This is a genomic window from Aeromicrobium panaciterrae (assembly GCF_039537165.1).
GTDB classification, from domain to species: domain Bacteria; phylum Actinomycetota; class Actinomycetes; order Propionibacteriales; family Nocardioidaceae; genus Aeromicrobium; species Aeromicrobium panaciterrae.
In genome coordinates, this window is the sequence record NZ_BAAAZZ010000002.1 from 574,719 (window position 1) to 600,754 (window position 26,036).

Consider the following 26,036-nt stretch of genomic DNA (forward strand, 5'->3'; position numbering starts at 1 on the left):
GGCTACTGACCACCACCGTGATTGGATCGGGGCATGAGCGAGCGCCAGCCAACCAACCAGAGCGATGCCACCTCGTACCCCCGGCTCGCGGCACGAACGCAGCGATTCACGCTCGGAATCCCCCGCAACCTCACCGTCTCGCCGGATGGTGCGACAGTGCGTTTCATTCGCACACCGGACGGCGTCACGGCGCAGGGCCAGCTGTGGGAGTACGACGTCGCGACCGGCACCGAGTCGCTGCTCGTCGACCCCGTCGCGCTGCTCGGCGAGGACGGTGAACAGCTGTCGCCGGAGGAGCGCTCACGCCGCGAACGCAGCCGCGAAGGCACAGGAGGCCTGGTCGGCTATGACGTCGACAAGACGGGACGGTGGGCATGCTTCACGTTGTCGGGCCAGCTCTGGGCCGTGCACCTCGGCGCCAGGGCCGTGCACTCCCTGGCCAGCGTCGGCGCCGTCATCGACCCGCGACTCGACCCGACCGGACGGCTGATCGCGTATGCGTCGGGTGGTGCCCTGCGCGTCATCGGCGTCAACGGCCAGGACGAGCGCGCACTGGTCACGCCCGAGTCCGACACCGAGGTGTGGGGCCAGGCGGAGTTCATCGCCGCCGAGGAGATGGAGCGGTTCCGCGGGTTCTGGTGGGCCCCGGACGGCCGGTCGCTGCTCGTCGAGCGCTTCGACGACGCCAACGTACAGACATGGCACATCGCCGACCCCGAGCATCCCGAGCGCACACCCGTCGCCCGGCGCTACCCCGCTGCCGGCACCCCCAACTCCGACGTCACGCTCTGGCACGTCGACCTCGAGGGCAACCGCACCGAGATCCGGTGGGACCGAGCAGCGTACGAGTACCTCGGCCGGGTCAGCTGGACCCCCGATGGCGAGCCGGTCATCCAGGTGCTGAGCCGCGACCAGAAGTCGTCGCAGATCCTGTCCGTCGACGTCGCATCGGGCCGTACGAACGTGCTCCGTGAGCCGACCGATCCCGCATGGGTCGAGCTCAACGCCGGACCGCGGCTCGCCCCCGGCGGCGTCCTGGTCAGCGTCGAGGACCACGAGGGCTGGCGCCGCGTGCTGGTCGACGGCTCCCCCATCACGCCCGACGGCTGGCAGGTGCGTGGCATCGTCGACGTCTTCGAGGACTGCGTCGTCGCGACCGCGTCACAGGAGCCGGTCGAGGTGCAGGTCGTACGGTTCGGCTTCGACGGCACCGTCACCCCGGTCACCGAGGGTGCTGCGGTGCACAACGCGGTGATCGGCGGGCCGACGACCGTCATCACCCGCTCCGCGCTGGAGGCCGTCGGCACGACGGTCATGGTGCACCGCGAAGGCGCCGAGCCCGCACCGATCGCGGTCGTGAGCGAGGCACCGCCGCACCAGCCCGAGGTGCGCATGCTCCTGGCCGGCAAGCACGAGCTGCGTACCGCCGTCCTCTTCCCGCGTGACCATCAGCTCGGCTCGGCGAAGCTGCCGGTGCTGATGGACCCGTACGGCGGCCCGCACGGCCAACGCGTCGTGGCCTCGGCCCGGGCATTCCTCGAGGCGCAGTGGCTCGCCGACCAGGGCTTCTGCGTCATCGTGTGCGACGGTCGTGGCACCCCGGGTCGCGGTCACGCCTTCGAGCGCTCGATCCTGGAGGACTTCGCCGGCGTCACGCTCGACGACCAGGTCGATGCCGTGGCGGCCGTGGCGCAGGCGTACCCCGACGACGTCGACACGTCGCGGGTCGGCATCACGGGGTGGTCGTACGGCGGCTACCTCGCCGCTCTCGCGGTACTGCGCCGCCCCGACGTGTTCCATGCGGCGGTCGCGGGTGCTCCCGTGACGGAGTGGCGCCTGTATGACACGTGCTACACCGAGCGCTACCTCGGCGACCCTCGCGCGGTGCCCGAGGTGTACGACCGCAACTCGCTGCTGCCCCTGGCGCCGGCGCTCGAGCGCCCGCTGATGATCATCCACGGCCTCGCTGACGACAACGTCGTCGCGGCTCACACGCTGCAGCTGTCATCGGCGCTGCTCGCCGCGGGCCGCCCGCACACCGTGCTGCCGCTGTCGGGAGTCACCCACATGACGCCGCAAGAAGTCGTGGCCGAGAACCTCAAGCTCCTGCAGGTCGCCTTCCTGAAGGACGCCCTCGGCGTCTGACCGCGATGTGTGACGTTGGAGGCGTTACGGGGCGCTTTTAGCGCCCATAAGGTCACAAATCGCGGGGGTTCTTGAGGCGCTGGGGCCCACCCGGGAGCTCGGTGGGCTCGGCGGGAAGGTGCTCGTCGCCCGGCATCCAGCCGCCGTACACGTCGACCATCTCGACGACCCGGTCGTCGAACGGCTCGACCAGCAGCACCCAGGCGCGGTCGTCCCAGTCCTCCTCGCCGGCGAACGCCTCCCGCGTCAACGTCGTCGTGTAGCCCTCGGCCTCCAGCGCGCCGATCAGCTCGACGGCATCGTCAGCGGAGTCGAAGTAGATCGCACTCATGCAGGGATCGTATGATGATCGTGTACACATCCCCGAGAACGAGGTCATCAGTCCGTTGAAGCTCTGAGGTCATCCCCGCGCAGCAGCCCCCAGTGGCCTGCGCCTCCACCGACCTCATGGAGCGCTCGATGCGTACATCTCTCTCTGTTCACGACCTCTCATTCACCTGGCCGGACGGCTCGACCGTCGTCACGGGCCTCGACCTCGCGATCGGCCCCGGCCGGCACGGACTCGTCGGACTGAACGGCAGCGGCAAGTCGACGCTGCTCAAGCTCGTCGCCGGCCAGCTCACGCCGACCACGGGGACCGTCACGACCGCGGGAACCCTGGCCTACCTTCCCCAGGATCCGGGCAGCGACCCCCGGCGCACGATTGCCGAGGTTCTCGCAATCGCCGACACCCTCGCGGCACTGTCTCGCATGGAAGCGGGTGACGTACGGGAATCCGACTACGACGTCATCGGCGACGACTGGGACATCGCCGAACGGACGGCGGCCGAGCTGGGCCGCCTCGGCCTCGGTCATCTGGAGCTGGATCGCACCGTCGCGACGCTCTCCGGCGGTGAGCTCGTGCTGCTCTCGCTCGCGGCACTGCTGCTGAGGCGTCCGGCAGTCCTGCTCCTCGACGAGCCGACCAACAACCTCGACGGCGAGGCTCGGGCGCGGCTGATCGAGGCCGTCGCGGGATGGAGGGGCACTCTGCTCGTCGTCAGCCACGACCGTGCCCTGCTCAACGCGATGGACGACATCGCCGAGCTGCGTGGTGGCGAGGTGCGGTGGTACGGCGGCGGCTTCGACGCGTACGAGGCGCAGGTCGCGGCCGAGCAGGAGGCGGCCGAGCGTGCCGTCCGTGCCGCGGAGACCGACGTCAAGGCCCAGAAACGCGACCTCGTGGAGTCGCAGGCCAAGCTCGCCAGCCATGCACGCCAGGGACGGGCGCGGGCGGCGAGGGGTGACCTGCCCAGGATCCTGGTCGGCGGCCGCAAGCGAGCAGCCCAGGTCACCGCGGGGCGGGTCACCGGCGTGCACCAGGAACGCCTTGCCGGAGCCGCCTCGCGCCTCGACGAGGCGGAGGCCGCCGTGCGGGACGATCGCGAGATCCGCGTCGATCTCCCCGACACCGCGGTACCGCCCCGACGCGAAGTGCTGCTGCTCGAAGGCGTACGCCCGGCGTTCGGCGACCTCGAGCTGGACCTCGACGTACGCGGTCCCGAGCGGATCGGCCTGACCGGGCGCAACGGCGCGGGCAAGACCTCGCTGCTCCGGACCATCACCGGCGAGCTGGCGCCGGCCGGAGGCAGGATCGAGATGAAGGTCCCGTGGCGTTATCTCCCGCAGGCGATGGACCTGCTGGTGCCGGAGCTCACCGTCGCGGAGAACATCGCCCGCATCGCACCCGATGCGTCAGAGACCGAGCGGCGATCCCGGCTGGCCCGGTTCCTGTTTCGAGGGCGGGACGCCGACCAGCCGGCCTCGACGCTGTCGGGCGGCGAACGACTGCGGGCGACGCTGGCATCGCTGCTGCTTGCCGAGCCTGCACCACAGCTGCTCCTGCTGGACGAGCCGACCAACAACCTCGACCTGCCGAGCATCCGGCACCTGGTCGAGGCGTTGCGGTCGTACGAAGGAGCGTTCATCGTGGTCAGCCACGACGAACGGTTCCTCGACGACCTCGAGCTCACGAGGCGCATCCAGGTGTAGGCCACACTGGGCGCGTGACGAACAACTGGGCAGGCAACCTCACGTACGGCGCTCTCATGGAGCTCCGGCCGACGTCGGTCGAGGAGCTGCAGGAGGTCGTCGCCGCGTCCACCCGCATCCGGCCGCTCGGCAGCCGGCACTCGTTCAACCGGATCGCCGACACCGACGCGGCCCAGGTGTCGGTCGAGAGGCTGCCCGACGGGTTCGACATCGACGGCGCGACGGTGACAGTCGGCGCCGGCGTCCGGTACGGCGAGCTGGTCGGGCGACTCGACGCCGCCGGCTGGGCGCTGCACAACCTCGCCTCGCTCCCCCACATCTCGATCGCCGGCGCGATCGCGACCGGCACCCACGGGTCCGGCGACCGCAACGGCAGCCTCGCGACCGCCGTGGCGGGACTGCAGTACGTCACGGCCGACGGCGACCTGGAGGAGATCCGGCGCGGCGACCCGGACTTCGACGCGTTCGTCGTGTCGCTCGGCCTGCTCGGTGTCGTCACGCAGGTGACGCTCGACATCGAGCCGACGTACGACGTGCACCAGCACGTCTTCGAGAACCTCTCCTGGGCCGCGATCCACGAGAACTTCGACGACATCACCTCGAGCGCCTACAGCGTCAGCATGTTCACCGACTGGGGTGACGGGGCCACCACGGTCTGGCTGAAGTCGCGCAGCGATGTCCGTACGGAGCTCTTCGACGCGACACCCGCGATCGCCAACATCAACCCGGTTCCCGGCGCTCCTGCCGCGTTCGCAACGCACCAGCTCGGCGAGGTTGGTCCGTGGTGGAATCGCATTCCGCACTTCCAGCTCGAGTTCACGCCGAGCAGCGGCGAGGAGCTGCAGACCGAGTACCTCCTGCCTCGGCAGCACGCGCTCGAGGCCATCGATGCCGTGCGCGAGCTGGCAGCCCAGGTGAGGCCCCTTCTGCTCATCTCGGAGATCCGGACCATCGCCGGCGACTCACTGTGGCTCAGCCCGAGCCACGACACCGATTGCGTCGCGCTGCACTTCACCTGGCGTCAGGACATCCCGGCGGTGACGGCGCTCGTGCCGGTGCTGGACGACGCGCTGGCACCGTTCGCGGCCCGGCCGCATTGGGGCAAGCTCTTCGAGACCACGCCGGAACGACTCCACGCGGCCTACCCGAAGCTGGCTCCGTTCCGCAAGCTCGTCGAACGACTGGACCCGACGGGGAAGTTCTCCAACCAGCTCACCAGGCAGTGGCTCGGGCAGACCTGACCCCTGGTCACTCTCCGGCGAGCTCGAAGTCGTCGAAGTCGAAGCCCGGCGAGACCAGACAGCTGACCAATGCGTCGACGTCGGACGGCCGCGTCCGTTGCCAGGCACCAGCCGGCACGAGCACCTGCGGCAGCTCGCCGGCATCGAGATCGAGGCCGACGACGCACGCCTCGGCCCGACCGGGCCGGTCGTCGTACCCGCCGAGCTCCAGCACAACGGCGCCTTCGTGCGCCAGCCAGAGCTCGTCGGACGAGACGCGGTGCCAGGCCGAGTGCTCTCCCGCGGGCAGGAGGAAATAGATCAACGTCGCCGTCGGCCGTACACGGCCGTCCGGGAGCGTGACCTCGGCAGACGATCTTCAGGTCTGCCGGTACCAACCACCCTCCGGATGCGGCTGGAGCCGGAGCTCTTCGGCGCGGGGGTGCATCAGCCGAGGGCCTCGTCGATGGCGGGGATGCGATCGCGGAACGCCGCGACCCGGTCGCGGGTGCGCTGCGGCTCACCGACCTTCGCGAGGTTGAGGAAGCCCTGGTCGCCGCGCGCCTGGCCGGCTTCGATGCGGTCGCTGGCAGTCGACATGCGCCGTACGACGGCATCGAGCACCGTCATCGGTCCCCACTCGCCGTACGCGTCGACCAGCAGGTCGAGCCGTCGGGCGACGTCGTCGACCGGGATCTCGCGGTAGAGAGGAATGCCGGTCCACGCCAGGAATGCGAGGTCGTCGATCGGTTGACCCGGTCCGGCCATGTCCCAGTCGATCATCGCGACGAAGTGCCCGCTCTGGATGATCCAGTTGTAGGCACCCGGGTCGTTGTGGCAGATGATCTCGTCGGCGGCGAGCTCGACCTCGCCGGTTGCTCGCCAATGGCGTGCGCCAGCGGGACGGAATCCGTCGACGAGGTCGTGAAAGTCCCGCAACCAGGTGACTGCTTCGACGAGCACGGTGTCGAGCACGACCTCCTGGTCGATCGGCACGCCACGACCCTCGACGTACTCGAGGATCTCGCGGCCTTCGTCGTCCGAGCCGTGCAGCTCGGGAATTCCGCGCAGTCCGTTGTCGTGGAGGTAGGTCAGCAGCTCGTGCACGGCAGGCGTCCACGCTCCGGTGGGACGACGCACCGTCCGGCCGATGCGGGTGGCGCCGCCGGTCGCTCCGGGAAGGTGCTCAGGTTGTTCGGTGTCGCGTGGCACTCTTTCATCGTGGCACATTCGCACTCGCACTCCTCAGCGCCCGATTACGGACCCCCGCGGCGCGGGCTGGCGGCGGTGCTGACGGTCGTGGTGCTGGCCATTGCCGCCGCCGCGATCGCGGCGATGGTGGTGCTCTGGCCTGACCCCGGCAAGGTGCCCAAGGACGCCAACCCGCTCAGCGGCGAGGGCGTGAGCACCGTGACCGCGACCGTCAAGAGCATCGACCCGTTCGACTGCAACAGCGGCGGCGAAGGCCCCGACAACACGCGGGAAGTCGTGGGATCGTGCGCGCACGTCGGTGTCGAGGTGAAGGGCAAGAACGCGACATTCGTCCTCGACGCCACCCGCTACCACGCCGGCATCGACAAGGGCGAGAAGGTCAAGCTCATCCGTTACGAGTCCGACGGCGAGCCCACGACGTACGAGTTCCTCGACTTCCAGCGCGGCTTCCCGCTCACGGCACTGGCGCTGATCTTCGCTGTGCTGGTTGTCGTCGTGGCCCGTTGGCGCGGCTTGTTCGCGCTCGTCGGCATCGCGGTCACGCTGCTGGCGTTGACCAAGTTCATGCTGCCTGCGTTCCTTGCCGGCGAGTCTCCTCTGGTCGTCGTGGTGGTCGGGTCGACGGCGATCATGATCGCGGTGCTCTATCTCGCTCATGGCGTCTCGATCCGTACGACGTCAGCGTTGTTCGGAACGCTGTTCGGCATTGCCATGACAGCCGGTATGGGCGTGCTCGCGACCGGTTGGGTCAACCTCACCGGCGTCGGTTCGGAGGACGACCAAGCCCTGATCGCGACGGTGCCCGACCTGCACCTGAGCGGCATCGTCGCCGCAGCAATGGTCATCGCCGGCCTGGGCGTACTGAATGACGTCACGGTCACACAGGCGAGCGCGGTGTGGGAGCTGCGGGCGCTGCAGCCCAAGGTCCGCGGCTCGTCGATCTTCGCGTCGGCGATGCGGATCGGCCGCGACCACATCGCCTCCAGCGTCTACACCCTGGTGTTCGCCTACGCCGGCTCCGCCATGACCGTGCTGCTCCTCATCACGGCCTACCAACGCGGCCTCGCCGAGATGGCCACCACGGAGCAGCTCGCACAGGAGATCGTGCGTACGCTCGTCGGCGCCATCGGGCTCGTCCTCGCCGTGCCGGTGACGACCGCGATCGCGGTGTGGCTCGCCCCGAAGGCGGAAGAGGATGACTTCGAGCCAGCCGGGGAGCGGCAGACGGAATCGAAGGGACGCCGTGTCGCTGTTCGACCGCGCGAGCCCGGCGACGGCGACTAACCCGTGACGGTCGTCGTGCTGATGCGTGGCGGCGAGGTGAGGGTCTGCAGCACGACGCAGTAGCGCTCGGTGAGTCGTTGGAGCGTCGCCAGCTCGTCGGGTGTCGCGTCGGAGTCGAGGTCGAACGTCAGGCGGATGTCGGTGAACCCGACCGCTGCCTCCTTGTCGACCGCCAGGGTGCCACGGAAGTCGAGGTCACCCTCGGCCGTGACGGAACCACCTCGTACGTCGATCTCCAGAGACGTCGCCACCGCCCGCAACGTGACGCCGGCACAGGCCACCAGCGCCTCGAGCAGCATGTCGCCCGAGCAGAGCTGGGTGCCGTCACCGCCGGTCGCGGGATGGAGTCCGGCCTCCGCCATGGCGCGTCCCGTGCTCAGCGAGCACGACACGCCCTCGCCGAGCTGACCGCTGGCGGAGAGCGTGACCTTGGCGGCCTCCGGCTCTTCGCGGTAGCGCGTCTTGAGTGGCGCCTGAATCTCGCTGAGCGTCGTCATGCCTCAGGGTAGGACCTCATGTCACGGGATGTTCGCCGATCCGGCACCCAATGTTCACACGCCGCGTGACACGCACAACTGTGCAGGTCAGGGCGGAGAACCTACGATTTGTCGTGTCCCGCAACAAATGGCCCGATCCCCTTGGCGGTACCCATGAGCAGCTCACCCAAGCCGGTCCGAACGTCGACTTATCGCGTCACGAACCAGGCACGTCAGCAGCGGATCCTGCGCGCCATCGAGCGCGTCGCCGATCCCGCGATCACGGCGCTCGGCGCGACCACGGGTGACGAGTTCTTCATCGTCGCCGAGTGCTCGTCCGCGACCGCCGACATGCACGTCCGCCGGATCGTGGTGTCGCTCGACCTCAGTGCGACCCGCATGCCAGCGTCGAAGCGCCTGTATGACGAGACGCCACCGTCGTCGACGTACGCCGCAGGCCTGGGCCTCCCCCGCTTCGTGCTGGGTGGCCTCCGCAAGCAGTCCTAGAAGACCTTGCCGGGGTTGAGTATCCCCGCCGGGTCGAGCGCCGCCTTGATGTCTCGGTGCAGGCGAAGGCTGAGGTCACCGATCTCGGCCTGCAGCAGCTCGGTCTTGAGCAATCCGATCCCGTGCTCGCCGGTGATGGTGCCACCGAGGTCGAGGCCGAGGTGCATGACCTCGTCGAACGCCCGGTGCGCGCGTTTGCACTCGTCCGCGTCCTGGCCGTCGAACACCACGGTCGGGTGGAAGTTGCCGTCTCCCGCGTGGCCCACGACGCCGATCATCACGGCGTTGTCGGCGGCGATCTGCTCGATGCCGGCGACCAGGTCGGCGAGCCGGTCACGTGGCACGCACACGTCGTCGATCATCGTGGTGCCCATCGTCTCCCACGCCGTGAGCACCTCGCGTCGCGCCGCCAGCAACGCGTCAGCTTCCTGGTCACTCTCCGCAACGACGACCTCGATCGCTCCGGCCGAGCTGAGGATCGCGCTGATCTCGGCGATCTCGGCCTCACCGGCGGTGCCGCCGGCATCGGACTGGGCCAGGATCACCGCCTCCACGTCGTCGTCGAAGCCGAGCTTGAACGTCTCGTTCACCGCGCGCACGCTGGTGCGGTCCATGAACTCCAACAGGCTCGGCACGATCGTCGACGTCACGACCGAGGTCACGGCCTGTGCCGCATCGCCGGCACTGGCGAACGTGGCCGCGAGGGTCTTGGGCCGCTGCGCCGCGGAACGCAGCCGCAGCGTCGCCTCGGTGATGATGCCGAGCGTCCCCTCGGACCCGACGAACAACCGCGCCAGGTCGTAGCCGGCGACGCCCTTCACGGTGGTGCGTCCGGTGCGCACCACCTCCCCGGACGCCAGGACGACCTCGAGGCCGAGCACGTAGTCGGTGGTGACGCCGTACTTGACGCAGCAGAGTCCTCCGGAGTTGGTGGCGAGGTTGCCGCCGATCGTGCAGAACTCCTTGCTGCTGGGATCTGGCGGATAGAACAGCCCCTCGGCGGCGACGGCGCGGGCGAGCACGGCGTTGAAGACGCCGGGCTGCGTGACGACGTAGCGGTTGGCGGTGTCGATGCGTACGACCTCGTCCATCGCCTCGAGGCTGATGACGATGCACCCGTCGATCGCGTTGGCGGCACCACTGAGTCCGCTGCGAGCGCCCTGCGGGACCACTGGCACGCCGTGCTTGCTCGCCACCTCCATCGTCGCGGAGACCTCGGCGGTGGACCGGGCCCGCACGACGACCAGCGGCACACCTGCCTCACAGAACATCGCGCGGTCCGTGCGGTAGCTCTCCATCAGCGCCGGGTCGGTGACGATGCTGCCCTCCGGCAGCCGGTCCTTCAGCTCGGCGAGTGCGGCGCTCATGCGTTCTTGATGGCGTCCTCGAGCGCGCCGAGGATCAGCGTGACCGACGCGGGGTGTGCGTTCGGGCCCATCAGGCCGATGCGCCAGACAGTGGCGGCGTACTGGCCGACTCCCCCGCCGATCTCGAGGTCGTAGTGGTCGAGCAGGTAGGAACGGACCTTGGCCGAGTCGGTGCCGTCCGGCACCTTGACCGTGGTCAGCTGGGCGAGCCGGTGACCTTCGGCGGCGAACAGCTCCAGGCCCATCGACTGCAGGCCGGCCTGGAGCGCGTCACCGGCCGCCTGGTGTCGTGCCCATGCGTTCTCGAGCCCTTCGGCGAGCACCCGCTCGAGCGCCGCCTCGAGGCTGGCGATCATCGCGACGGGTGCCGTGTGGTGATAGGTACGTCCGCCGCTCGCCTCGCCGACGTAGCCGCCGAGCAGGCCGAGGTCGACGTACCAGGACTGCGGCGTGGTGTTGCGACGCTCGAAGGCGCGGTCAGAGATCGTGAACGGCGCGAGCCCGGGCGCGACGCCGAGGCACTTCTGCGTGCCGGCATAGCCGACGTCGATGCCCCAGTCATCCGCCCGCAGCTCGCTGCCGGCGATCGAGGTGACCGCGTCGGTGATCAGCAACGCATCGCCCTTGATCTCGCCGAGCGCCCTGATGTCTGAGCGGACGCCCGTCGACGTCTCGGCGTGGACCGCGGCGATGATCGCGGGGCTGGGGTGCGCGTCGGCGACACGATCAGCATCGACGGGTGTGCCGTACTCGTGGTCGACGCGGACGACCTCCGCGCCGCAGCGGGCGGCAACATCGCACATGCGCTCACCGAAGAGACCGTTGACCGCGATGACGACGACGTCACCGGGCTTCACGGTGTTGACGAAGGCGGCCTCCATGCCGAGCGAGCCCGTACCGCTGAGCGGCAACGTACGCGCGTTGGTCGTGCCCCACACCTGGCGCAAACCTTCACACGTACGGTCCAGCCGGGCAATGAACTCGGGGTCGAGGTGGCCGAGCAACGGATGGCCGAGGGCAACCGTCGCCTCCGGATACGGATTGGTCGGTCCTGGCCCGAAAAGGCGGCGCGTCGGCAATATGCTGTTCATCGGCTCGATCTTAGGCCGATCAACGTTGGTCCAGCAGAAAGCAGGTCGTTCGAATGGGTCGATTCTCACTGCCGGACGAGAAGCCGCCGGGACTCGACAAGCCCGGGACGGTCACATTCATCAAGGCGATGTCGAAGGTCAACACCGCGGCGTTCAAGCTGACCAACGGACGCATCGGGGCCAAGTGGCGCATCGGTGAAGGCTTCAAGAAGCCGCCGCCGATCCTCCTTCTGGAGCACATCGGGCGCAAGTCCGGAAAGACGTTCACGGCACCGCTCGTCTATCTGGCGGACGGCCCCAACCTGATCGTCGTCGCCTCGCAGGGCGGACTGCCCAAGAACCCGCAGTGGTTCGCCAACCTCGTCACCAGTCCCGACACAGTGGTACATCTCCGCAAGGACAAGAACCGCAAGGTCCACGCCCGGGTCGCCGAGGGCCAGGAGCGCGAGCAGCTCTGGGCCAAGATGGTCGAGCTCTACGCGGACTACAACAAGTACGCGACGTGGACCGATCGCGAGATCCCGATCGTGGTCCTCGAACCCCGCTAGCTTTTGCCCTAGGCCAGCTCCATCGCAATGGAGTCTCGGTAGATCTCGATCACGATTGGCGGCGGTGGTTGGGGAGGCGGTCTGGTCGACCAGCGCAGGACACCGTGGCTCTTGAAGTTGTGATTTCTGCGACAGAACGGCCCAAGGTTGGCTGCGCTGGTCGGGCCTTCGGGGTAGGGAACTCGGTGGTCGATGTCGCACCGTTCGGCGGGGACCATGCATCCCGGCGCCTGGCAGACGCCGTCGCGGAATCTCAGCGCCACGGCGAGGATGTCGGGGCAGAAGCGTCCGAGATATTCGTGCGAGAGGACGTCGCCGCTGACCGGTTCGAGGACCATACGGTGCCAGAACACATTGCCCGTGCTGGTGACCTCGGTGATCCACGAGGCGGGCGCTCCCCACCTGCCGTCGGTCGACTGAGCGAATCCGTCGACAGCGCCAGCAAGGACATCGGCGTCGATCGTCACCGCGACGTGCACGTCCGCAGGCTTGGTGGCGGAGTCACCGTCAGCGCACCACGCGACCAGCAGGTCAGCCTCACGTTGGGAGACAGTGCGGTCGTCGTCGGTATCAACAGGTTTGCGGGCGTCGGTGTGCAATCGTCCTTCGATCGCGGCGAGCTCATGAGATGGGAGGTAGGCGTTGAGCCACCCCATCGCATCGTCGGCGTGCTTGATCGAGACGTGCCGCTGTGCGCGTTCAGCCTTGGCGCGTTCGACGGCGAGATCCTCTTCGACCCGCTGCACGAAGCGCCGCAACCAGACCCGCAGCTCAGCCGTCGTGTGGTCGACGGCGTAGTCGATGACTCGCGCATCGAGCCGCTCCACCGACTCGTTGCGTTGCAGCTGATCGATCGTGTGGGCGATATCGCGAACCCGAGCACGGTCGACCCGCCCGTCGCGGAAGGCCTGCCAGGTGCGAGGCGCCTGATCGCGCACTGTCGATGCAGCGGACAGCAGGTGATGGATCTGTCCTTCGCTGAAGCCGGTGGCCTCGCCGATGGACATGGGAATGGCGGCCCGCTCAACCTGGCGACGCATCGCAGGCTCAACTGTGGCGGTCCGAGCGATCTCGGCGTCTTGGAAGGCCAGCATGGCTTCGACCTCGCACGCCTCTGCACGCGCTCGCGCCTGGGCGAAGTCGGTCAACGACTCGACTGTCGGAGCGAACGCTGTGGCCATACTCCAAACTTACTAGAACAACTGTTCGATGACCAGTGGAAAACCCTGTGAATTCAACGAAAAACGAAGGTTCTTGTCCACAACGCGAGCCGCAGATCCGACTCTCAACAGATCGGCTCCGCGCCGTTGCATTTGCGCCCTTCAACCCAGCGAGGATCCGACGCAAGCCGCCGTCGAGACAGCCATGCTGATACTGCGCGCCATACGTTCTAGCGAGACATCGCTTCGAGCATCCCGCGCGTCGCGAGCTGGTCGGCGAGCTCGTTGTCGGGAACCCCGACATGGCCCTTGACCCAGAACCACTCGACCTCGTGCCGCGCACAGGCCTCGACGAGACGCTGCCAGAGGTCGACGTTCTTGACGGGCTGCTTGGCCGAGGTCTTCCAGCCGTTCTTCTGCCACGACAGCACCCATTTCGTGATGCCGTTGCGTACGTAGGTGCTGTCGGTGTGCAGGTGCACCGTCACCGGACGCGTCAGCGTCTCCAGCGCCATGATCGTCGCCATCAGCTCCATGCGGTTGTTGGTGGTCTCGCCGGACTCACCGCCGAACAGCTCCCGCGCATGGTCGCCCATGCGGAGCACCGCGCCCCAGCCGCCGGGACCGGGATTGGGCGTGCAGCCGCCATCGGTGTGGATGACCACGACCTCTTCGCTCACGCCATGCATCATGCCCTGCCGGGCTCCCCGGAATCGGGTCCGCCCCGCCGTACGATCGGCGTGTGCCCACACGCAGCCGCGCGGCGACGTACGCACGGCGCCGCAAGCGCCGGATGGCGAAGGTCGACCACGACCTGACCGACGAGCAGTGGGACAGCCTCAAGAACGCCTGGGGCGGGTGCGCCTACTGCGGCGCGAGCGACGCGGCGCTGCAGAAGGACTGCATGCTGCCGATCTCCCGCGGCGGCCGCTACACCGCGACCAATGTCGTGCCGGCGTGCGGATCGTGCAATGCCAGCAAGTGCAACATCGAGGTGACGACGTGGATGCGTCGCAAGAAGCTCGACGAGCGTACGTTCCTGGTCCGCCAGGCCCAGATCGCCGCCGAGTTGGACTGACATGACGAACGAGTGGAGCGGCGTGACGATCGACTGCGTCGACCCACACCGGTTGGCGGCGTTCTGGAGCGGCCTGCTCGACATACCGATCTCTGACGAGCACGGCGACGATCCGGGCTGGGCCACCGTCGGAACACGCAACGACGCTCTTCCCCGGCTGACGTTCCAGCGCGTGCCGGAGCCGAGGACCGAGAAGGTACGACTCCACCTCGACATCTCCACCGACGACATCACGACCGGCATCGCTCAGGTCGAGGAGCTGGGCGGCTCGTTCACCGGCGAACGCCACGACTACGACGAGGGCATCGTCTGCGTCATGAAGGACCCCGAGGGCCACGAGTTCTGCCTCGTCGAATACTTCTAGGCACGCCGACGACTGGCACCGACGACAAGCACGATGCCTGCCAGCGTTGCGAGCGCAGCCCACGAGAGGTTGGCGAGGTTCACGAGCGAACCCGTGTCTGGCAGTGCGGCCTCGCCCCCAGGTCCGTCACCGTCGGGCCTATCGCCAGGGTCGGCCGCTGCACTGACCATTAGCCTGACTGTTGCCGGCTCCGACTCGAAGGCGGCCGCGGCGACCAGCCCCGCCTCGCCCTTCAGGAAGTGGTTGCGAGGGGGCTCGTACGTCGCGATGTACGTGAACCCATCGACGCCGTCGTAGCCCTCGTCAGGAACATAGGAGAACGCCCCGTCCCCGCCGAAGTCGAGCCTCCCGTGCTCCACATCCGTGACGAGTCTGGCGCCCGTGGCGCCGACGTCGTTCCCAAGAACGCCGGGCGCCTCGACGGTCAGGGAGCCATCCTTGTCGAGCTCGTACGAGTCACCGTTCGCGAAGGGGTCATCCCCTACGTCACTGACCGCGATCGTGACGGTGGCTGGCGCTGTCGTGCCGCCGGGACCTGTGGCTGTGTAGGTGAACGAGTCCGTTCCCGAGAAGTCCTCTGCAGGCATGTAGTCGAACGCGCCGTCGTCCTCCAGGGAGAGGATGCCGTGACTCGTACTCGTCACCAGCGCAGCGGAATTGGCTGCGGTGTCATTGCTGAGCACGCCGCTGCTCGCATCGACGCTCAGCTGCACCCTCTCGGCGGTGCCGTAGGCGTCACCGTTCGCCACGGGTGGAGTCGGTTTGACCGTGATCGCGACGGTGACAGGTTCGCTCACGCCGTCCGAGTTCTTGGCGGAGTAGGTGAAGGAGTCCGAACCGACGAAGCCGGGTGCTGGGTCGTACGTGAACGCGCCGGTGATCGTGTTGAGGTCCAAGACCCCGTGGCTGACACCCGTGCCGAGGTTGAGCCCCGTGGCGTTCAGGTCGTTGTGCAGCACACCACCTGCGGCATTGACGCTCAGCTGGACGCCCTCCGTCGTCGTGTAGGAGTCCGGGGTCGCGCTTGGTGCCCCATGGACGTTGATCGTGATCGTTGCGGCGTTGGAGCGCGCCGGCGATGCTGGGTCAGCGATCCGATACGTAAACGTGTCGGTCCCAACGAATCCCGGAGCGGGCCGATAAACGGTCTCGCCATAACCTTGTATGAAGCTGCCGTGGGAGGGCGGGTTCTTCAGCACAAACGCGCACAGTCGTGCCTCGCAGGGAGTCCCGTTCACGGTGTCGTTGGCCATCGGCCCATCCACGAACCCGTTGAGGCGAGCACTGGTGTCTTGCGGGATGTTGTACGTGTCGTCGTTGGCGACGAATCCTGGCGTTGCTGGGCTCTCAGTGACAGCGATCGTGACCGTCGCACGATTCGAGTAGGCCGTCGGGGCCGAGGTCGCACGGTACGTAAAGCTGTCCGTCCCACTGAATGCAGGGTCCGGGACATACATGAAGCCGCCGAAACCGAAACCACTCGTGGACAGCGTTCCGTGGGTCGGGTAGTCCTCGACCGCGACACCGCAGGCGGCAAGGAGACACGGGCTTGCCCCCAACGAGTCGTTGTCCAACACTCCATGGACCGCGCTGAAGGCAATGAGGGTGGAACCCTTGTCCACCTGAAAGCTGTCGTCCCCCGCGACGAATCCTGGCGTTCCCGGCGGAGGCTCGTCAGCCATCGCTGGCGCGGGAAGGACGAACAGCATGGCGAGCACGGCACAGACAGCGCGCAACGGTGTGATCATGGGAGCCCCCGAGGCAAGTCATGGAGATGATGACCTCCTCATCGTGCACCCGCGACGGGCGATGCGTCACCGCTTTCGCTAGTAGCTGCGGCCCGTGATGACGGGGAGGTCCTTCAGCGTGACGATGCCCGGATCGGCGGCGACCACGTACGGGATCGCGTTGGTCGCGGGCATCGCGGTGTAGATCATGCCCGGGCCCATGTAGCTGTTCTCGTCCCAGTCCATCGGCGGGAGGCAGCTGATCACGGTGCGGAAGTTGGGCCGGCCGAACACCTGGATCACATGGCCGTGCGCGATCTTCTTGGGTGGCGTGACGGTGCCCATGACCCAGTTGAAACCGACGGAGACGACGTTCTTGTCGCCCACCCACGCGCGGTGGAAGCCGTAGACGCCGCCGATCGTGCCCTTGGCGATCTTCATGAAGCCGAGGTCGGAGTCCTCGTCGGCCGGCGTGAACACGACGTCGAAGCTCAGCCGGTCAGGCGTGAGGCCCATGGCCTCGGTCATCATCGCGGCGGACTCGGCGAACACCTCGGACTCGGAGCGTACGAAGTCCTCCAGCCCGGGTGTCATCAGCTCGCGGCCGAATCCCATGTGACTCATGGTGTCGCCGGACTCGTACGTGGAGCAGTCGACCGACTCGGTGATCCGGATCTCGTCGACTCGCTCGCAGGCGCCCGACAGGACCATGCCGATCATGTTGGTGATGCCGGGGTGTGCGCCGGAGCCGAAGATCGTCGATCCGCCAACCTCGCACGCCTTGTCGATGCGCGCCTTGTCGGCGTCGGACAGCTTGCCTCCCGTGATCCACGCCGCGGTCGCAGCGACGTTGATGCCGGCGGTGAGCAGACGTTCGAGCTCGTCGACGTTCTGCCACAGCGGGTTGTAGCAGCAGGCATCCGGGGCCAGCGCGATCAGCGCGTCGATGTCGTTGGTGGCGGTGATGCCGGTCGGCTCGGGCCAGCCGCAGAGGTCGGCGGCGTCGCGGCCGACCTTGTCGTCACCGTGGGCGTACACACCGACCAGCTCGTAGTCGGGTCGGGCGAGGATTGCGTGGAGCGAACGGCTGCCGATGTTGCCCGTCGTCCACTGGATCACGCGGAGCGGACGGTCGAAGGTAGGCGGAGTCATGCGCCCTAGTAGACCATCGCCGGAGCGTCCGGCGACGAATGCTCGCGCTCGATCCGCCGCGCTGCGAGGATGGCGGGGTGCGTCGCGCCGTCACTCCCCTGCTCGCCGTGACGGTTGCGATGGTGCTTGCAGACTCCGCCGTCGTGACGCTCGCCCTCCCCGACATCCTGTTCCACCTCGATGCCTCCGTCGGGCAGGTCGCCTGGGTGCTGATCGCCTACAACCTCGTGCTGGGTCTGGGAGCCATCCCGGCGGCGACGGGGTTCGCCCGTGTGCAGCCACGCATCCTCAGCGCGATCGGGATCGCGCTGTTCGCCGGAGCGTCGGCCTGGTGTGCGTTTGCCGGATCGATCGAGTCGCTGATCGCGGCTCGCTGCGTCCAGGCGGTCGGCGGCGCGCTTGCGCTGATCGGGTGCCTCGAGCTGCTGGTCGCCGACCGCGGCGAACGCCGAGGCGTGGCGACGTGGATCACGGCGGGAGTGGTGGGTACGGCGGTCGGCCCTGTTGCCGGCGGACTGCTCACGCAGGCGATCTCGTGGCAGTCGATCTTCATCGTGCAGGTGCCGATCGCCGCGTTGGCGGTTCCCGCCGCACTCGCCGTACGCGCCGCGCCGGAGACCGCGCCGGATCGTCATCGTCCCGCCATTCGCCCCAACGTCACCCTCGCCCTGATGTCGGCCGCCCTCACCGCGGCGCTGTTCCTCCTCGTGCTGCTGCTGGTGCAGGGCTGGGGTCGTTCCCCGGCAACCGCCGCCATGACGGTGTCCGTCGTACCTCTCGCCGCCGTGGCCGCGCAACCGTTCGCGCGGCTCTTCCGACCGTCGGCCGAGGTCGAGATCGCGGTCGGTTGCTTCCTCGTCGCGGGCGGCCTGGTCGGCCTCGCGATCCCGCCATCCTCCAACCTCGCCTGGAGCATCGCGCCACAGGTCCTGGTCGGCCTGGGTCTGGGCCTGACCGTCGACCGGCTGACGTCGAAGGCCATGGAGCTGCGCCTGCCTCGCGTGCGGCATGCCGGGTGGACCATCGGTGCCCGCCACATCGGCGTCGTCCTCGGGCTGGCGATCCTGACGCCGGTGTTCACGGCCGACCTGGTCGACGCCCAGGTGCCGGCGCAAGAGGCGATCACCTCCGTGGTCCTCGACTCTCAGTTGTCGCCGGAGGGCAAGATCGCGGTCGCGCAATCCCTCGGCGACGAGCTGACTGCGCAGAGCGGAGACGTCCCGGACCTGAGCCAGGCCTTCAAGGAGCTGGACCTCGACGCCGCCGACCGCCCGGCGGCCGTCACGCTCGAGCGTGACCTGAACGCGCAGGTCGAGCGGGCGGCGACGTTGGCGTTCCGCGACTCGTTCCTCATCGGCGCGGGCCTGGCGCTCCTCGCGATGATCACGGTGATGTTGCCCGTACGACGGAGGGCACCATGATCCCCCGCAGGGCAGCGATGCCGGTCGTCGCGCTGATCCTCGTCGCGGGTGTCGTCGGCACTCAGCTCGCCAACGGCGGCGGCACGTACGAGCCCCTCAAGTCGGCCGACCCCTGCGTCGAGCGGACCGTGACGTCACAGGCCGACGGCATCGACGGCCTCACCGAGCGGCTCGTGCTGATCGGCATCGACAAGGCCGCCTGCAGCCTCGGTGTCACGCGCGAGGCGCTGACGTTGGAGCTGGCGCAGCCCGGCACGCGCACCGACTCCGAGATCGACGCCCTGCGCGAGGGGCTGCTGTCTGCCGTCGATGACATGAAGGCCGACGGCACTCTTCCCCGTGCCTCCGAGCTGGTCGACGAGGCGCTCGACTCAGCCGACCTCAACGGACTGCTCAAGACCGCGATCCGCGCACTGCCGGGCCCGGTGGTCGACGCCGCCCTCAAGACCGACGAGGTCCTCGACCGCGCGATCCGCGATCTCGACCTCCGTACACTGCTCGGCAACCTGGACAACCAGAACCAGCTCGAGCAGCAGGTCGGCGTCGCCGTGACGACAGCCGTCAAGGATTCACTGTCAGCCAGGCTCCGCAACCTGATCTGAGCTGCACCGGGGCGGGGCGCCCTGTGACGGCACCCGCTGACTCATCTGCGGAGATACTCCACGACCGCGAGGACGCGGCGGTTGCTGTCGGAGTCAGCAGGCAGACCCAGCTTGGTGAAGATCGCGCTCACCACTGGCTCGACCGTCTTGATCGAGAGGTGCAGGCGAGCGCAGATCGCCGCGTTCGACAACCCCTGCGCCATGAGGTTCAGCACGTCGTTCTCGCGAGGAGTGAGCCCCTCGAGCCGGCCCGCCTGTGTCTGCTCCTCGATGACCCTCGCCAGACTCAGCCGGTGCATCGCCACACCGGCGGCGACGGGGATGAGTGTGGCAGTCAGGACGCCCGCGCGGGGCGAGCCGGCCACGACGAGCCCGACGATCAGTGCGACGGCCGACACCGCCACCGCCGTGAGCATCACGGTCAGCTGGCTGCGAGCCGAACCGCTCGACTGACGCCAGCGGACCACGATCGCCACGACCCAGAGGAGCTGGAACGCCGCGTACGTGGAGTGCGCCAGCCCCGACCAGATCGCGTCCGCCGTTTCCACGCCTCCCAGCGAGAACGGGTGCGGCGTACGGACGCCAGTCTCGGAGTACTCAACCGGCCAGAGCGCGGACAGCAGCGAGCAGACCATCGCGAGCACGGCGACGCCGGCACCGAGCCACGTCCACCCGCGTGACAGGAACCGGCCTTCCGGGAAGCACAGGATGCACCAGGTGACTGCGCCGAGCGTGACGGCGAGCGGCCACACGCCGAGCCAGCCCCACCACCGGTCAGCGTGCGCCGATGACTCGTGACCGATCTGACGGCCGACGAACATCACCGCCTCCAGGGTGCCCGTCGCAAGGAACAGCAGCCCCTCCCGCTGGCTGGGTCGGCTGAACAACACGATGGCTCCGACAAAGCTGAACGCGAAGGCGAGCAGACCGTTGTGCAGGTTCGCCAGCCACAGGCCACGAGAGAAGCCGACCGCGACGAAGGCCACCACCGCACAGAGCACCAGCAGGGGCAGCAGTGCCCAGCTCTCCCGTGGGCGCGGTTCGTTCATGCTCGGAATGATGGCACGCGCGTACGAGGAGGGAGCCCGGGGTTTTCCCTGCAATCGCCGGTCCAGGGTTGACCCCGTACCGGACAGGCTGATGCGCGGCGAGAGTCGAGGCATCCGTCAACCGAAAGGCTCTTGCCATGACTGCCACCACGACCACCAACCCCACGGACCAGCTGCTCACCGCTTCGCTCCTCGTCGCGCCACTTCTCTACCTCGCCGCGGATTCGACGTACGCCGCGCGCGGATGGGACAGCGGAGGAGCCGGCGTCCTGCACGTACTGGGCGCCATCGCATACGGCTTCGTGGTGCTTCGCATCGCGACGTGGCTTCCCGCGGCATCACGGCTCAAGGCCGCCATCGTCCTGACAGGAGTCATCGGCCTGGTCGGCAACGCGGCGTACGGCTTCGAGGCGATCCACATGTCGCTCGGCGACGTCCAGCTCGTCGATCAACCCGGCGCCGCCAACCTCATCAAGCCACTCGGACTCTTCTTTCCGCTGTCGTTCGCGCTGGTCGCCCTCGCACTCCGCAAGCTCGACCACGCCCTCCAGGCGGGGCTCGTCCTGATCGCCATCATCGGCTGGCCGGTAGCCCACATCGGCAACATCGCGGCGGTCGCCATCGCGGTCAACGTGATCCTCGTGGTGGCGTTCGGCAGCCTGTTTCGTGCGACGCGAGCGTAGGGTTCACCCGTCCTCTGCCAGCGAGGCAGCCACGGCTTGCCGGTCGATCTTGCCCGAGTGGGTCAACGGCATCGCGTCGACGCGGCGGATGGTCTTGGGCCGTTTGTAGGGCGCCAGGTGCTCCTTCGCGTAGGCCTCCAGCTGCGCCGTCGTGACGTCACCCGTGATCACGGCGCACACGCGCTGACCCCACTGGACGTCGTCCAGGCCGACGATGCAGATGTCGGTCACCCCGTCGAGCTCACGCAGGATCCGTTCGACCTCAGCGGGATAGACGTTGACCCCGCCGGTGATGATGATGAGGTCGCTGCGCCGTCCCTCGAGATAGACATACCCCTCGTGGTCGATCCGGCCCAGGTCGCCGACGGTGAACCACGACCCGTCCCACACGGCGGCGGTCTTGGCGGGGTCACCCCAGTACTCGAAGCGCGCAAAATCCGGCGGCTCGCACCAGAGCTGGCCGTCGACCACCTTCATCCGCCGGCCGGGCCGCGCACGTCCGACCGTGCCGGGTCGAGCCAGCCACTCACTCGCCGGGCACACCGTGAACTGCCCCTCGGTCGAGCCGTAGAACTCCACGACCACGGAGGCGCCGAAAGCGTCGATGGCGGAACGCTTCAGCTGCTCGGGACACTCCGAGCCCGCGTGGGCCAGCAGCCGGAGCCGCTCCGCCACCACAGGCCCACCATCGAGCACGCGCTGCAGCTGGGTGGGAGCCATGAACGTCGTCGAGACCCCGCCCTCGAGTCCCTTCCTCACCTCGGCCGCATCGAAATCGACCGGAATGCGCACGGCACCGCCCGCAAGCAGGGTGAACACGGCAAAACGCAGAGGCGCTGAGTGGCTCAGCGGCGAGCAGACCCAGTGCTCGTCAGCAGCCGAAAACCCCCAGGCGCCGAGTTCGTCCTGCCACACGCCTTCCGATGCGGTCTCGTCGTGCCACCCGCTCCACACCGCCTTGGGACGTCCGGTCGTGCCCGAGGTGAAGTGCAACGGGCGACAGTGGAAGCGGGCGTCGAGCGCAGGCGTGTCGAGGGCGTCGAGCTCGGACGCGGTCAGGCTGCGACACGTCTCGTCGTCGACCACGAGCGCTGGCGTCACGTCCGCGAGCATCGAGTCGCGCTCGTACGCCGTGAGCTTCGAGCTCAGCACGATCGGGGCGATTCCTGCCCGCAAGCACCCGAAGACCGCCGCGAGCAGCTCCGGCGAGTTGGACGCGCTGAAGGCCACCCGCTCACCGGCACCCACTCCCCGCGCGTGCAGCCCGGCAACGAAGCGCGCTGCCAGGACGTCCGCCTCAGCGCGGTCGAGGCGCGGGGTCGCGTCGGTGCTGTTCACGCGAGTCATGGCACACAGGCTACGAGTCCCCAGATGTGCGTAACGCAACAGCCGGAGCCTCGTTACTGATGGTGTAGATGGCAAACTCCCTCCCGCCTCTGCGTATGCAGGCCCGGCCCGTGGACTCCCTCCCGGCCGGGCCTTACGCATTCCTCCGCTCAATGTGACCGGCGGGCGGATCAGGCGTCGTAGTCGACGTGAACCTGCTCGCTCGTGGGGTGGGACTGGCAGGTGAGAACATAGCCCTCCTCGACGGCTGCGGGAGACAGCGCGAAGTTCTGCTCCATCGACACCGACCCGAGCAGCAGCTTCGCCTTGCACGTGCCGCAGGCTCCGCCGAGGCAGGCGTAGGGCGCATCCATCCCAGCCCTCAGCACAGACTCCAGAACCGTGTCACCAGGTCTCAGCGACACCTCGCCATCGTGACCGCGAAGCCTGACCGCCACTGTTGCCGGCGAGTAGTCGTCGATGACCCCTTCCTTCTTGTACCCGTGGAAGAGCTCCACGTGGACGCGCTCGGGCTCGGCACCTCGCTCGAGGAGCAGGCCGTGCAGCTCCGTCACCATCTCGACCGGGCCGCACAGGAACCAGTCGTCCACCGCCGCCGTGGTCAAGTCGGTGTCGAGCCACTGGTTGAGCCTCGAACGATCGACGCGACCGCGAAGGTGCGTCGGGTGTCGTGGATCGCGGGAGCGTACGTGAATGACCCGGAGGCGGTCGGCGTAGCGCGCCTCGAGGTCGTCCAGGTCGTCGCGGAACATCGTGCTGTCGGCGTCCCTGTTGCCGTAGATCAGCGTGAATCGGCTCTCCGCCTCGACCTCCAGGGCGGTCTGCACGATCGAGAGCACGGGGGTGATGCCACTGCCCGCGACGATCGCAACGTAGTTCTTCGCGGCCAGCGGATCGAGCTGGGTGCCGAAGTCCCCCGTGGGCGTCATCAGGTCGAGGGTGTCGCCGACCTCAAGGTGCTCCAGCGCGAACGTCGAGAACGCGCCGCCGGGAAGGTGCTTGACCGCGATCTCCAATGCATCGGACGTGGCCGCGGAGCATATCGAGTAGTTGCGCCGTACGCCTTCGCCACCGAGGTCGCTGCGTACCGTGACGTGCTGACCGGGCTCGAACGAGAACTGGTCGAGCAGGTCGTCCGGCACGTCGAAGCGGATCAGCACGCTGTCGTCGGTCAACCTGTCGACGCCGGCGACTGCGATCGGGTGAAACACCGCGGCGTGTGCGGAGGATCGCTTCGGCATCCGCACCGGCAGAAGCCGGGCGAGCTTGCCGTTCAGCCTCTTCCACTCGCGATACTCCTCGGCGTCAAGCTGATGGCCCAGCACGGTGCCGATGGCCGCGTCACGCTCGAGATACGCCTCCTCGTTGCGTCGCCACGTCGCGACGTACCGATAGAAGGGGATCGAAGGGTGCAGGTGGTGGACGAGGTGATAGTTCTGCGAGAGAAGCAGCGGAGTCAGGACCCACTCGGAACCGACCCGGTTGCGCGTCGCGCGGTAGCGGTTCTCCTGCTGGGTGTCCTCGAGGTCGTGGTGCGGCAACCAGTCGAACCACCAGGCCAGGACGAACATCGCGATCCGCCCGGGGATCAGGTAGATCACCGCCAGTGTCCACAGGTGTCCAGTGAATGCCGAAACCACGATCACTGCGACGCTGGTCGCCATCAGCAATGAGGTCTCCAGCACCTCCGCGCGGGGGCGGCGCTTCACGTTGCGGATGAGGAAGCCCAGGTACGGAACGTCCATCAGCGGGAACCGAACGGGAAGCTGCCACCACGGGGCGCCGCTCACGAAGTGGTCCGGATCGTTCTCGTCGTCGTTGGTGTTGCGGTGGTGCTCGATGTGGATGAACGCGAACGACTTGAACGAGATCAGCGGCGAGACGAAGAACATCGCCACCCGGCCAAACGTCACGTTGACCCAACGACGAGTGCTGATCGAATAGTGGGCGGCGTCGTGCAGCACGGTGAACAGCACGAAGATCGCTGCCGCACTGAGAAAGACCGTCGCCGGGACAGGGAGTCTGTCCGCCAGCGCCGCCCACGTGGACGACGCGAAGACGCCGATGGCACCGAGGAAGATGCCGACGATGGGCCACGAGATCAGGGGGACGTGCTCGCCCGGGTCAGGAAGTGCGTGACGCGAGGTCGCGGCGGGCTGCTCTGCGATGGCTGACATGTCCCGAACCGTACGGGCGCGGAGCTGTGCACTGCCAGAGGTGCCGAGCCCACCCGGATGTGCGGCCCGCACATTCCAGGTCAGGGCCTGTCGGGTTCTGCAGTCAGCAGCACGGGTCCGAGAACATCGACCAGTCTCAGCGCCGCATGCAGCTCGGCGACCCGCTCGGTGGCGGGAGAGCCTCGACGTCCCTCGGCACGGCGTACGCGCTGCAGCACCGTGTTGCGATGTACGCCCAGCTCCACGGCCGCCGCCGCCAGGCCGCCCTGTGCATCTAGTACTGCCAGCAACGCGCGGCGCTCCTCATCCTGCTGACGGCCTGCGACGGCCAGTGCGCCGAGCTCGGTCCTGACAAAGGCTCGCGCGAGGTCCAGGTCGCCGCTCATGGTGTCGACGAGCGCCACCTCGGCATACGGTGTCACTCTGCTGGCCCTGCCGGAGAGCTCGACGATCCGACAGCCGCGAAGGGCTTGTGAATGGGAGTCGCGGAAGCCCGCAGGCCCCTGCGCAGGCGTTCCGATCGAGACCCTGACCGTGTCCGGGACCTGCGTGGCCCAGGACGCGATGAGCCCGCGCTCCACACCTGGTGCGTGAGCTGTGGCGACCCAGCCCCACAACGTCTGGGCACCATCCGGGACGAGCAACGGGTGAGGTGCCCCCAGATGAGCACCCACCTCCAGGCCAATGCTCGCGAGATCGACATCGTGCCGGTCGGTCCAGCAGACGAACGCGGTCTGCCACCCCGTGAGCCGGTGGGACAGGACACGTTCGGCACGGGCGAGATCGAGCTGGTCGCCGGCTATCAACCCTCGAACCGCGTCGGTTCGAGCTGCGCGCTCCCTGTTCTGAATCCGGTCCAGCTCGGCAACGTACTCGGCCGCGACGTGGCTGGAGACGCGGTCGGCGTACGCGAAGGAAAAGCGTTGCAGGTTTGCCACGACCACCAGGGCCAGGGCGGGGTCGGAGACCACCGCGGCGATCTCGTCGAGGATGCGCAGGCTGAAGTAGGCATGGCCGACGCGATAGAAGCGCAACATCACATCGACGCTGTAGCCGCGCGCGGCCATGGCACGCGCATGCTCGAGCGCCGTGACGGGTGCCGTCGCCGCGTTCACGTCGATGCCGTGCCGCACCATCGAGAGTGCTGCCTCGAGGTTGGACGAGCACGACCCGAGCGTCAGACCGCGCAGCTCGTCATCGGCACCGGCCTCGGGGATGCTTTCGAGGATGTGGGCGAACATGTCATCGGCGTACGACGACACGTTGCCCAACAGCTCGCTGGCGGTGCGGCGCATCTCGATCGCAACAGCGTGGGGAAGGCCTGCCGACTCATCCGCGTTCGCACCCATGTCGGAAGACTATCGACGGCTACAGATATTCAGGGCGCTCGACTGC

General features: G+C 68.0%; 24 protein-coding genes and 1 pseudogene. 11 read left to right on the plus strand and 14 right to left on the minus strand.

What is annotated here, in order from left to right:
• Positions 1-33 precede the first annotated feature (33 nt).
• On the plus strand, positions 34-2,145 hold the full coding sequence (locus ABD683_RS03295; RefSeq protein WP_344767274.1) for a S9 family peptidase: 2,112 nt from the start codon (positions 34-36) through the stop codon (positions 2,143-2,145).
• A gap of 52 nt (positions 2,146-2,197) precedes the next feature.
• Here ABD683_RS03295 and ABD683_RS03300 read toward each other — a convergent pair whose 3' ends face one another.
• Positions 2,198-2,476, minus strand: a complete 279-nt coding sequence (locus ABD683_RS03300) for a hypothetical protein (RefSeq protein ID WP_344767275.1) — start codon at positions 2,474-2,476, stop codon at positions 2,198-2,200.
• A gap of 128 nt (positions 2,477-2,604) precedes the next feature.
• Between ABD683_RS03300 and ABD683_RS03305 the strand changes: the two genes are divergently transcribed.
• Both ABD683_RS03305 and ABD683_RS03310 read left to right on the plus strand, forming a co-directional pair.
• Positions 2,605-4,176, plus strand: a complete 1,572-nt coding sequence (locus ABD683_RS03305) for an ABC-F family ATP-binding cassette domain-containing protein (RefSeq protein WP_344767277.1) — start codon at positions 2,605-2,607, stop codon at positions 4,174-4,176.
• Between the two features lie 14 nt (positions 4,177-4,190).
• Entirely contained in the window at positions 4,191-5,417 is a 1,227-nt protein-coding gene (locus ABD683_RS03310; RefSeq protein WP_344767279.1) for an FAD-binding protein, read from the plus strand.
• Positions 5,418-5,424: 7 nt separating this feature from the next.
• Here ABD683_RS03310 and ABD683_RS03315 read toward each other — a convergent pair.
• Positions 5,425-5,748, minus strand: a pseudogene (locus ABD683_RS03315) (cupin domain-containing protein); the annotation flags it as partial.
• 95 nt (positions 5,749-5,843) lie between these two features.
• Complete coding sequence (locus tag ABD683_RS03320) at positions 5,844-6,608, minus strand: phosphotransferase (protein ID WP_344767281.1); 765 nt, start codon at positions 6,606-6,608, stop codon at positions 5,844-5,846.
• Between the two features lie 9 nt (positions 6,609-6,617).
• Here ABD683_RS03320 and ABD683_RS03325 point away from each other — a divergent pair, with 9 nt between their 5' ends.
• Positions 6,618-7,892 (plus strand): YibE/F family protein, encoded by a 1,275-nt coding sequence (locus ABD683_RS03325; RefSeq protein ID WP_344767283.1) that lies wholly within the window; start codon positions 6,618-6,620, stop codon positions 7,890-7,892.
• Here the strand turns inward: ABD683_RS03325 and ABD683_RS03330 are convergent.
• Positions 7,889-8,389 (minus strand): OsmC family protein, encoded by a 501-nt coding sequence (locus ABD683_RS03330; RefSeq protein ID WP_344767284.1) that lies wholly within the window; start codon positions 8,387-8,389, stop codon positions 7,889-7,891. The genes ABD683_RS03325 and ABD683_RS03330 overlap by 4 nt on opposite strands.
• A gap of 153 nt (positions 8,390-8,542) precedes the next feature.
• Between ABD683_RS03330 and ABD683_RS03335 the strand changes: the two genes are divergently transcribed.
• Positions 8,543-8,875: a hypothetical protein gene (locus tag ABD683_RS03335; RefSeq protein ID WP_344767285.1), complete on the plus strand. Its 333-nt coding sequence runs from the start codon at positions 8,543-8,545 to the stop codon at positions 8,873-8,875.
• Here the strand turns inward: ABD683_RS03335 and ABD683_RS03340 are convergent.
• Positions 8,872-10,242: an FAD-binding oxidoreductase gene (locus ABD683_RS03340; RefSeq protein WP_344767287.1), complete on the minus strand. Its 1,371-nt coding sequence runs from the start codon at positions 10,240-10,242 to the stop codon at positions 8,872-8,874. The genes ABD683_RS03335 and ABD683_RS03340 overlap by 4 nt on opposite strands.
• Positions 10,239-11,333 (minus strand): pyridoxal-phosphate-dependent aminotransferase family protein, encoded by a 1,095-nt coding sequence (locus tag ABD683_RS03345; protein ID WP_344767289.1) that lies wholly within the window; start codon positions 11,331-11,333, stop codon positions 10,239-10,241. The genes ABD683_RS03340 and ABD683_RS03345 overlap by 4 nt, the downstream gene beginning before the upstream one ends.
• Before the next feature lie 53 nt (positions 11,334-11,386).
• Between ABD683_RS03345 and ABD683_RS03350 the strand changes: the two genes are divergently transcribed.
• A complete protein-coding gene (locus ABD683_RS03350) occupies positions 11,387-11,881 on the plus strand; it encodes a nitroreductase family deazaflavin-dependent oxidoreductase (protein ID WP_344767291.1) in 495 nt (164 codons plus the stop codon).
• Between the two features lie 8 nt (positions 11,882-11,889).
• On the opposite strand, the gene ABD683_RS03355 is transcribed toward ABD683_RS03350, so the two are convergent.
• Positions 11,890-13,062 carry an HNH endonuclease signature motif containing protein gene (locus ABD683_RS03355; protein ID WP_344767293.1) on the minus strand — a complete coding sequence of 391 codons (1,173 nt, stop codon included), beginning with the start codon at positions 13,060-13,062 and terminating at the stop codon, positions 11,890-11,892.
• A 209-nt stretch (positions 13,063-13,271) separates the two neighbouring features.
• Positions 13,272-13,721: a ribonuclease HI gene (gene rnhA, locus ABD683_RS03360; RefSeq protein WP_425548478.1), complete on the minus strand. Its 450-nt coding sequence runs from the start codon at positions 13,719-13,721 to the stop codon at positions 13,272-13,274.
• 62 nt (positions 13,722-13,783) lie between these two features.
• Between rnhA and ABD683_RS03365 the strand changes: the two genes are divergently transcribed.
• Positions 13,784-14,119 (plus strand): HNH endonuclease, encoded by a 336-nt coding sequence (locus tag ABD683_RS03365; protein ID WP_344767295.1) that lies wholly within the window; start codon positions 13,784-13,786, stop codon positions 14,117-14,119.
• A gap of 1 nt (position 14,120) precedes the next feature.
• Positions 14,121-14,483, plus strand: a complete 363-nt coding sequence (locus ABD683_RS03370; RefSeq protein ID WP_344767296.1) for a VOC family protein — start codon at positions 14,121-14,123, stop codon at positions 14,481-14,483.
• On the opposite strand, the gene ABD683_RS03375 is transcribed toward ABD683_RS03370, so the two are convergent.
• Positions 14,480-16,231 carry an Ig-like domain-containing protein gene (locus ABD683_RS03375; RefSeq protein ID WP_344767297.1) on the minus strand — a complete coding sequence of 584 codons (1,752 nt, stop codon included), beginning with the start codon at positions 16,229-16,231 and terminating at the stop codon, positions 14,480-14,482. The genes ABD683_RS03370 and ABD683_RS03375 overlap by 4 nt on opposite strands.
• A 78-nt stretch (positions 16,232-16,309) precedes the next feature.
• On the minus strand, positions 16,310-17,362 hold the full coding sequence (locus ABD683_RS03380) for an NAD(P)H-dependent amine dehydrogenase family protein (RefSeq protein ID WP_344767298.1): 1,053 nt from the start codon (positions 17,360-17,362) through the stop codon (positions 16,310-16,312).
• A 77-nt stretch (positions 17,363-17,439) separates the two neighbouring features.
• Between ABD683_RS03380 and ABD683_RS03385 the strand changes: the two genes are divergently transcribed.
• Both ABD683_RS03385 and ABD683_RS03390 read left to right on the plus strand, forming a co-directional pair.
• On the plus strand, positions 17,440-18,783 hold the full coding sequence (locus ABD683_RS03385) for an MFS transporter (protein ID WP_344767299.1): 1,344 nt from the start codon (positions 17,440-17,442) through the stop codon (positions 18,781-18,783).
• Positions 18,780-19,385, plus strand: coding sequence for a hypothetical protein (locus ABD683_RS03390; RefSeq protein WP_344767300.1), 606 nt, complete (start codon positions 18,780-18,782; stop codon positions 19,383-19,385). Before ABD683_RS03385 ends, ABD683_RS03390 begins: the two co-directional genes overlap by 4 nt.
• A 41-nt stretch (positions 19,386-19,426) precedes the next feature.
• Here the strand turns inward: ABD683_RS03390 and ABD683_RS03395 are convergent, their stop codons facing one another.
• Entirely contained in the window at positions 19,427-20,434 is a 1,008-nt protein-coding gene (locus ABD683_RS03395) for a helix-turn-helix transcriptional regulator (RefSeq protein ID WP_344767302.1), read from the minus strand.
• Between the two features lie 137 nt (positions 20,435-20,571).
• On the opposite strand from ABD683_RS03395, the gene ABD683_RS03400 reads away from it, so the two are divergent.
• Entirely contained in the window at positions 20,572-21,117 is a 546-nt protein-coding gene (locus ABD683_RS03400; protein WP_344767304.1) for a hypothetical protein, read from the plus strand.
• A gap of 3 nt (positions 21,118-21,120) precedes the next feature.
• On the opposite strand, the gene ABD683_RS03405 is transcribed toward ABD683_RS03400, so the two are convergent.
• From ABD683_RS03405 to ABD683_RS03415, 3 genes are all read right to left on the minus strand, one after another.
• Positions 21,121-22,464, minus strand: coding sequence for a class I adenylate-forming enzyme family protein (locus ABD683_RS03405; RefSeq protein WP_344767305.1), 1,344 nt, complete (start codon positions 22,462-22,464; stop codon positions 21,121-21,123).
• Between the two features lie 170 nt (positions 22,465-22,634).
• Positions 22,635-24,641 (minus strand): fatty acid desaturase, encoded by a 2,007-nt coding sequence (locus ABD683_RS03410; protein WP_344767307.1) that lies wholly within the window; start codon positions 24,639-24,641, stop codon positions 22,635-22,637.
• An 80-nt stretch (positions 24,642-24,721) separates the two neighbouring features.
• Positions 24,722-25,990, minus strand: a complete 1,269-nt coding sequence (locus tag ABD683_RS03415) for a PucR family transcriptional regulator (RefSeq protein ID WP_344767308.1) — start codon at positions 25,988-25,990, stop codon at positions 24,722-24,724.
• Positions 25,991-26,036 lie beyond the last annotated feature (46 nt).

What these genes read in the sequence shown, in the direction of transcription:
- ABD683_RS03295 (WP_344767274.1), top strand. Translation starts at nt 34, where the DNA reads ATGAGCGAGCGCCAGCCAACCAACCAGAGCGATGCCACCTCGTACCCC.
- ABD683_RS03300 (WP_344767275.1), bottom strand. Translation starts at nt 2,476, where the DNA reads ATGAGTGCGATCTACTTCGACTCCGCTGACGATGCCGTCGAGCTGATC.
- ABD683_RS03305 (WP_344767277.1), top strand. Translation starts at nt 2,605, where the DNA reads ATGCGTACATCTCTCTCTGTTCACGACCTCTCATTCACCTGGCCGGAC.
- ABD683_RS03330 (WP_344767284.1), bottom strand. Translation starts at nt 8,389, where the DNA reads ATGACGACGCTCAGCGAGATTCAGGCGCCACTCAAGACGCGCTACCGC.
- ABD683_RS03335 (WP_344767285.1), top strand. Translation starts at nt 8,543, where the DNA reads ATGAGCAGCTCACCCAAGCCGGTCCGAACGTCGACTTATCGCGTCACG.
- ABD683_RS03340 (WP_344767287.1), bottom strand. Translation starts at nt 10,242, where the DNA reads ATGAGCGCCGCACTCGCCGAGCTGAAGGACCGGCTGCCGGAGGGCAGC.
- ABD683_RS03345 (WP_344767289.1), bottom strand. Translation starts at nt 11,333, where the DNA reads ATGAACAGCATATTGCCGACGCGCCGCCTTTTCGGGCCAGGACCGACC.
- ABD683_RS03350 (WP_344767291.1), top strand. Translation starts at nt 11,387, where the DNA reads ATGGGTCGATTCTCACTGCCGGACGAGAAGCCGCCGGGACTCGACAAG.
- ABD683_RS03355 (WP_344767293.1), bottom strand. Translation starts at nt 13,062, where the DNA reads ATGGCCACAGCGTTCGCTCCGACAGTCGAGTCGTTGACCGACTTCGCC.
- ABD683_RS03370 (WP_344767296.1), top strand. Translation starts at nt 14,121, where the DNA reads ATGACGAACGAGTGGAGCGGCGTGACGATCGACTGCGTCGACCCACAC.
- ABD683_RS03375 (WP_344767297.1), bottom strand. Translation starts at nt 16,231, where the DNA reads ATGATCACACCGTTGCGCGCTGTCTGTGCCGTGCTCGCCATGCTGTTC.
- ABD683_RS03380 (WP_344767298.1), bottom strand. Translation starts at nt 17,362, where the DNA reads ATGACTCCGCCTACCTTCGACCGTCCGCTCCGCGTGATCCAGTGGACG.
- ABD683_RS03390 (WP_344767300.1), top strand. Translation starts at nt 18,780, where the DNA reads ATGATCCCCCGCAGGGCAGCGATGCCGGTCGTCGCGCTGATCCTCGTC.
- ABD683_RS03395 (WP_344767302.1), bottom strand. Translation starts at nt 20,434, where the DNA reads ATGAACGAACCGCGCCCACGGGAGAGCTGGGCACTGCTGCCCCTGCTG.
- ABD683_RS03400 (WP_344767304.1), top strand. Translation starts at nt 20,572, where the DNA reads ATGACTGCCACCACGACCACCAACCCCACGGACCAGCTGCTCACCGCT.
- ABD683_RS03405 (WP_344767305.1), bottom strand. Translation starts at nt 22,464, where the DNA reads ATGACTCGCGTGAACAGCACCGACGCGACCCCGCGCCTCGACCGCGCT.
- ABD683_RS03410 (WP_344767307.1), bottom strand. Translation starts at nt 24,641, where the DNA reads ATGTCAGCCATCGCAGAGCAGCCCGCCGCGACCTCGCGTCACGCACTT.
- ABD683_RS03415 (WP_344767308.1), bottom strand. Translation starts at nt 25,990, where the DNA reads ATGGGTGCGAACGCGGATGAGTCGGCAGGCCTTCCCCACGCTGTTGCG.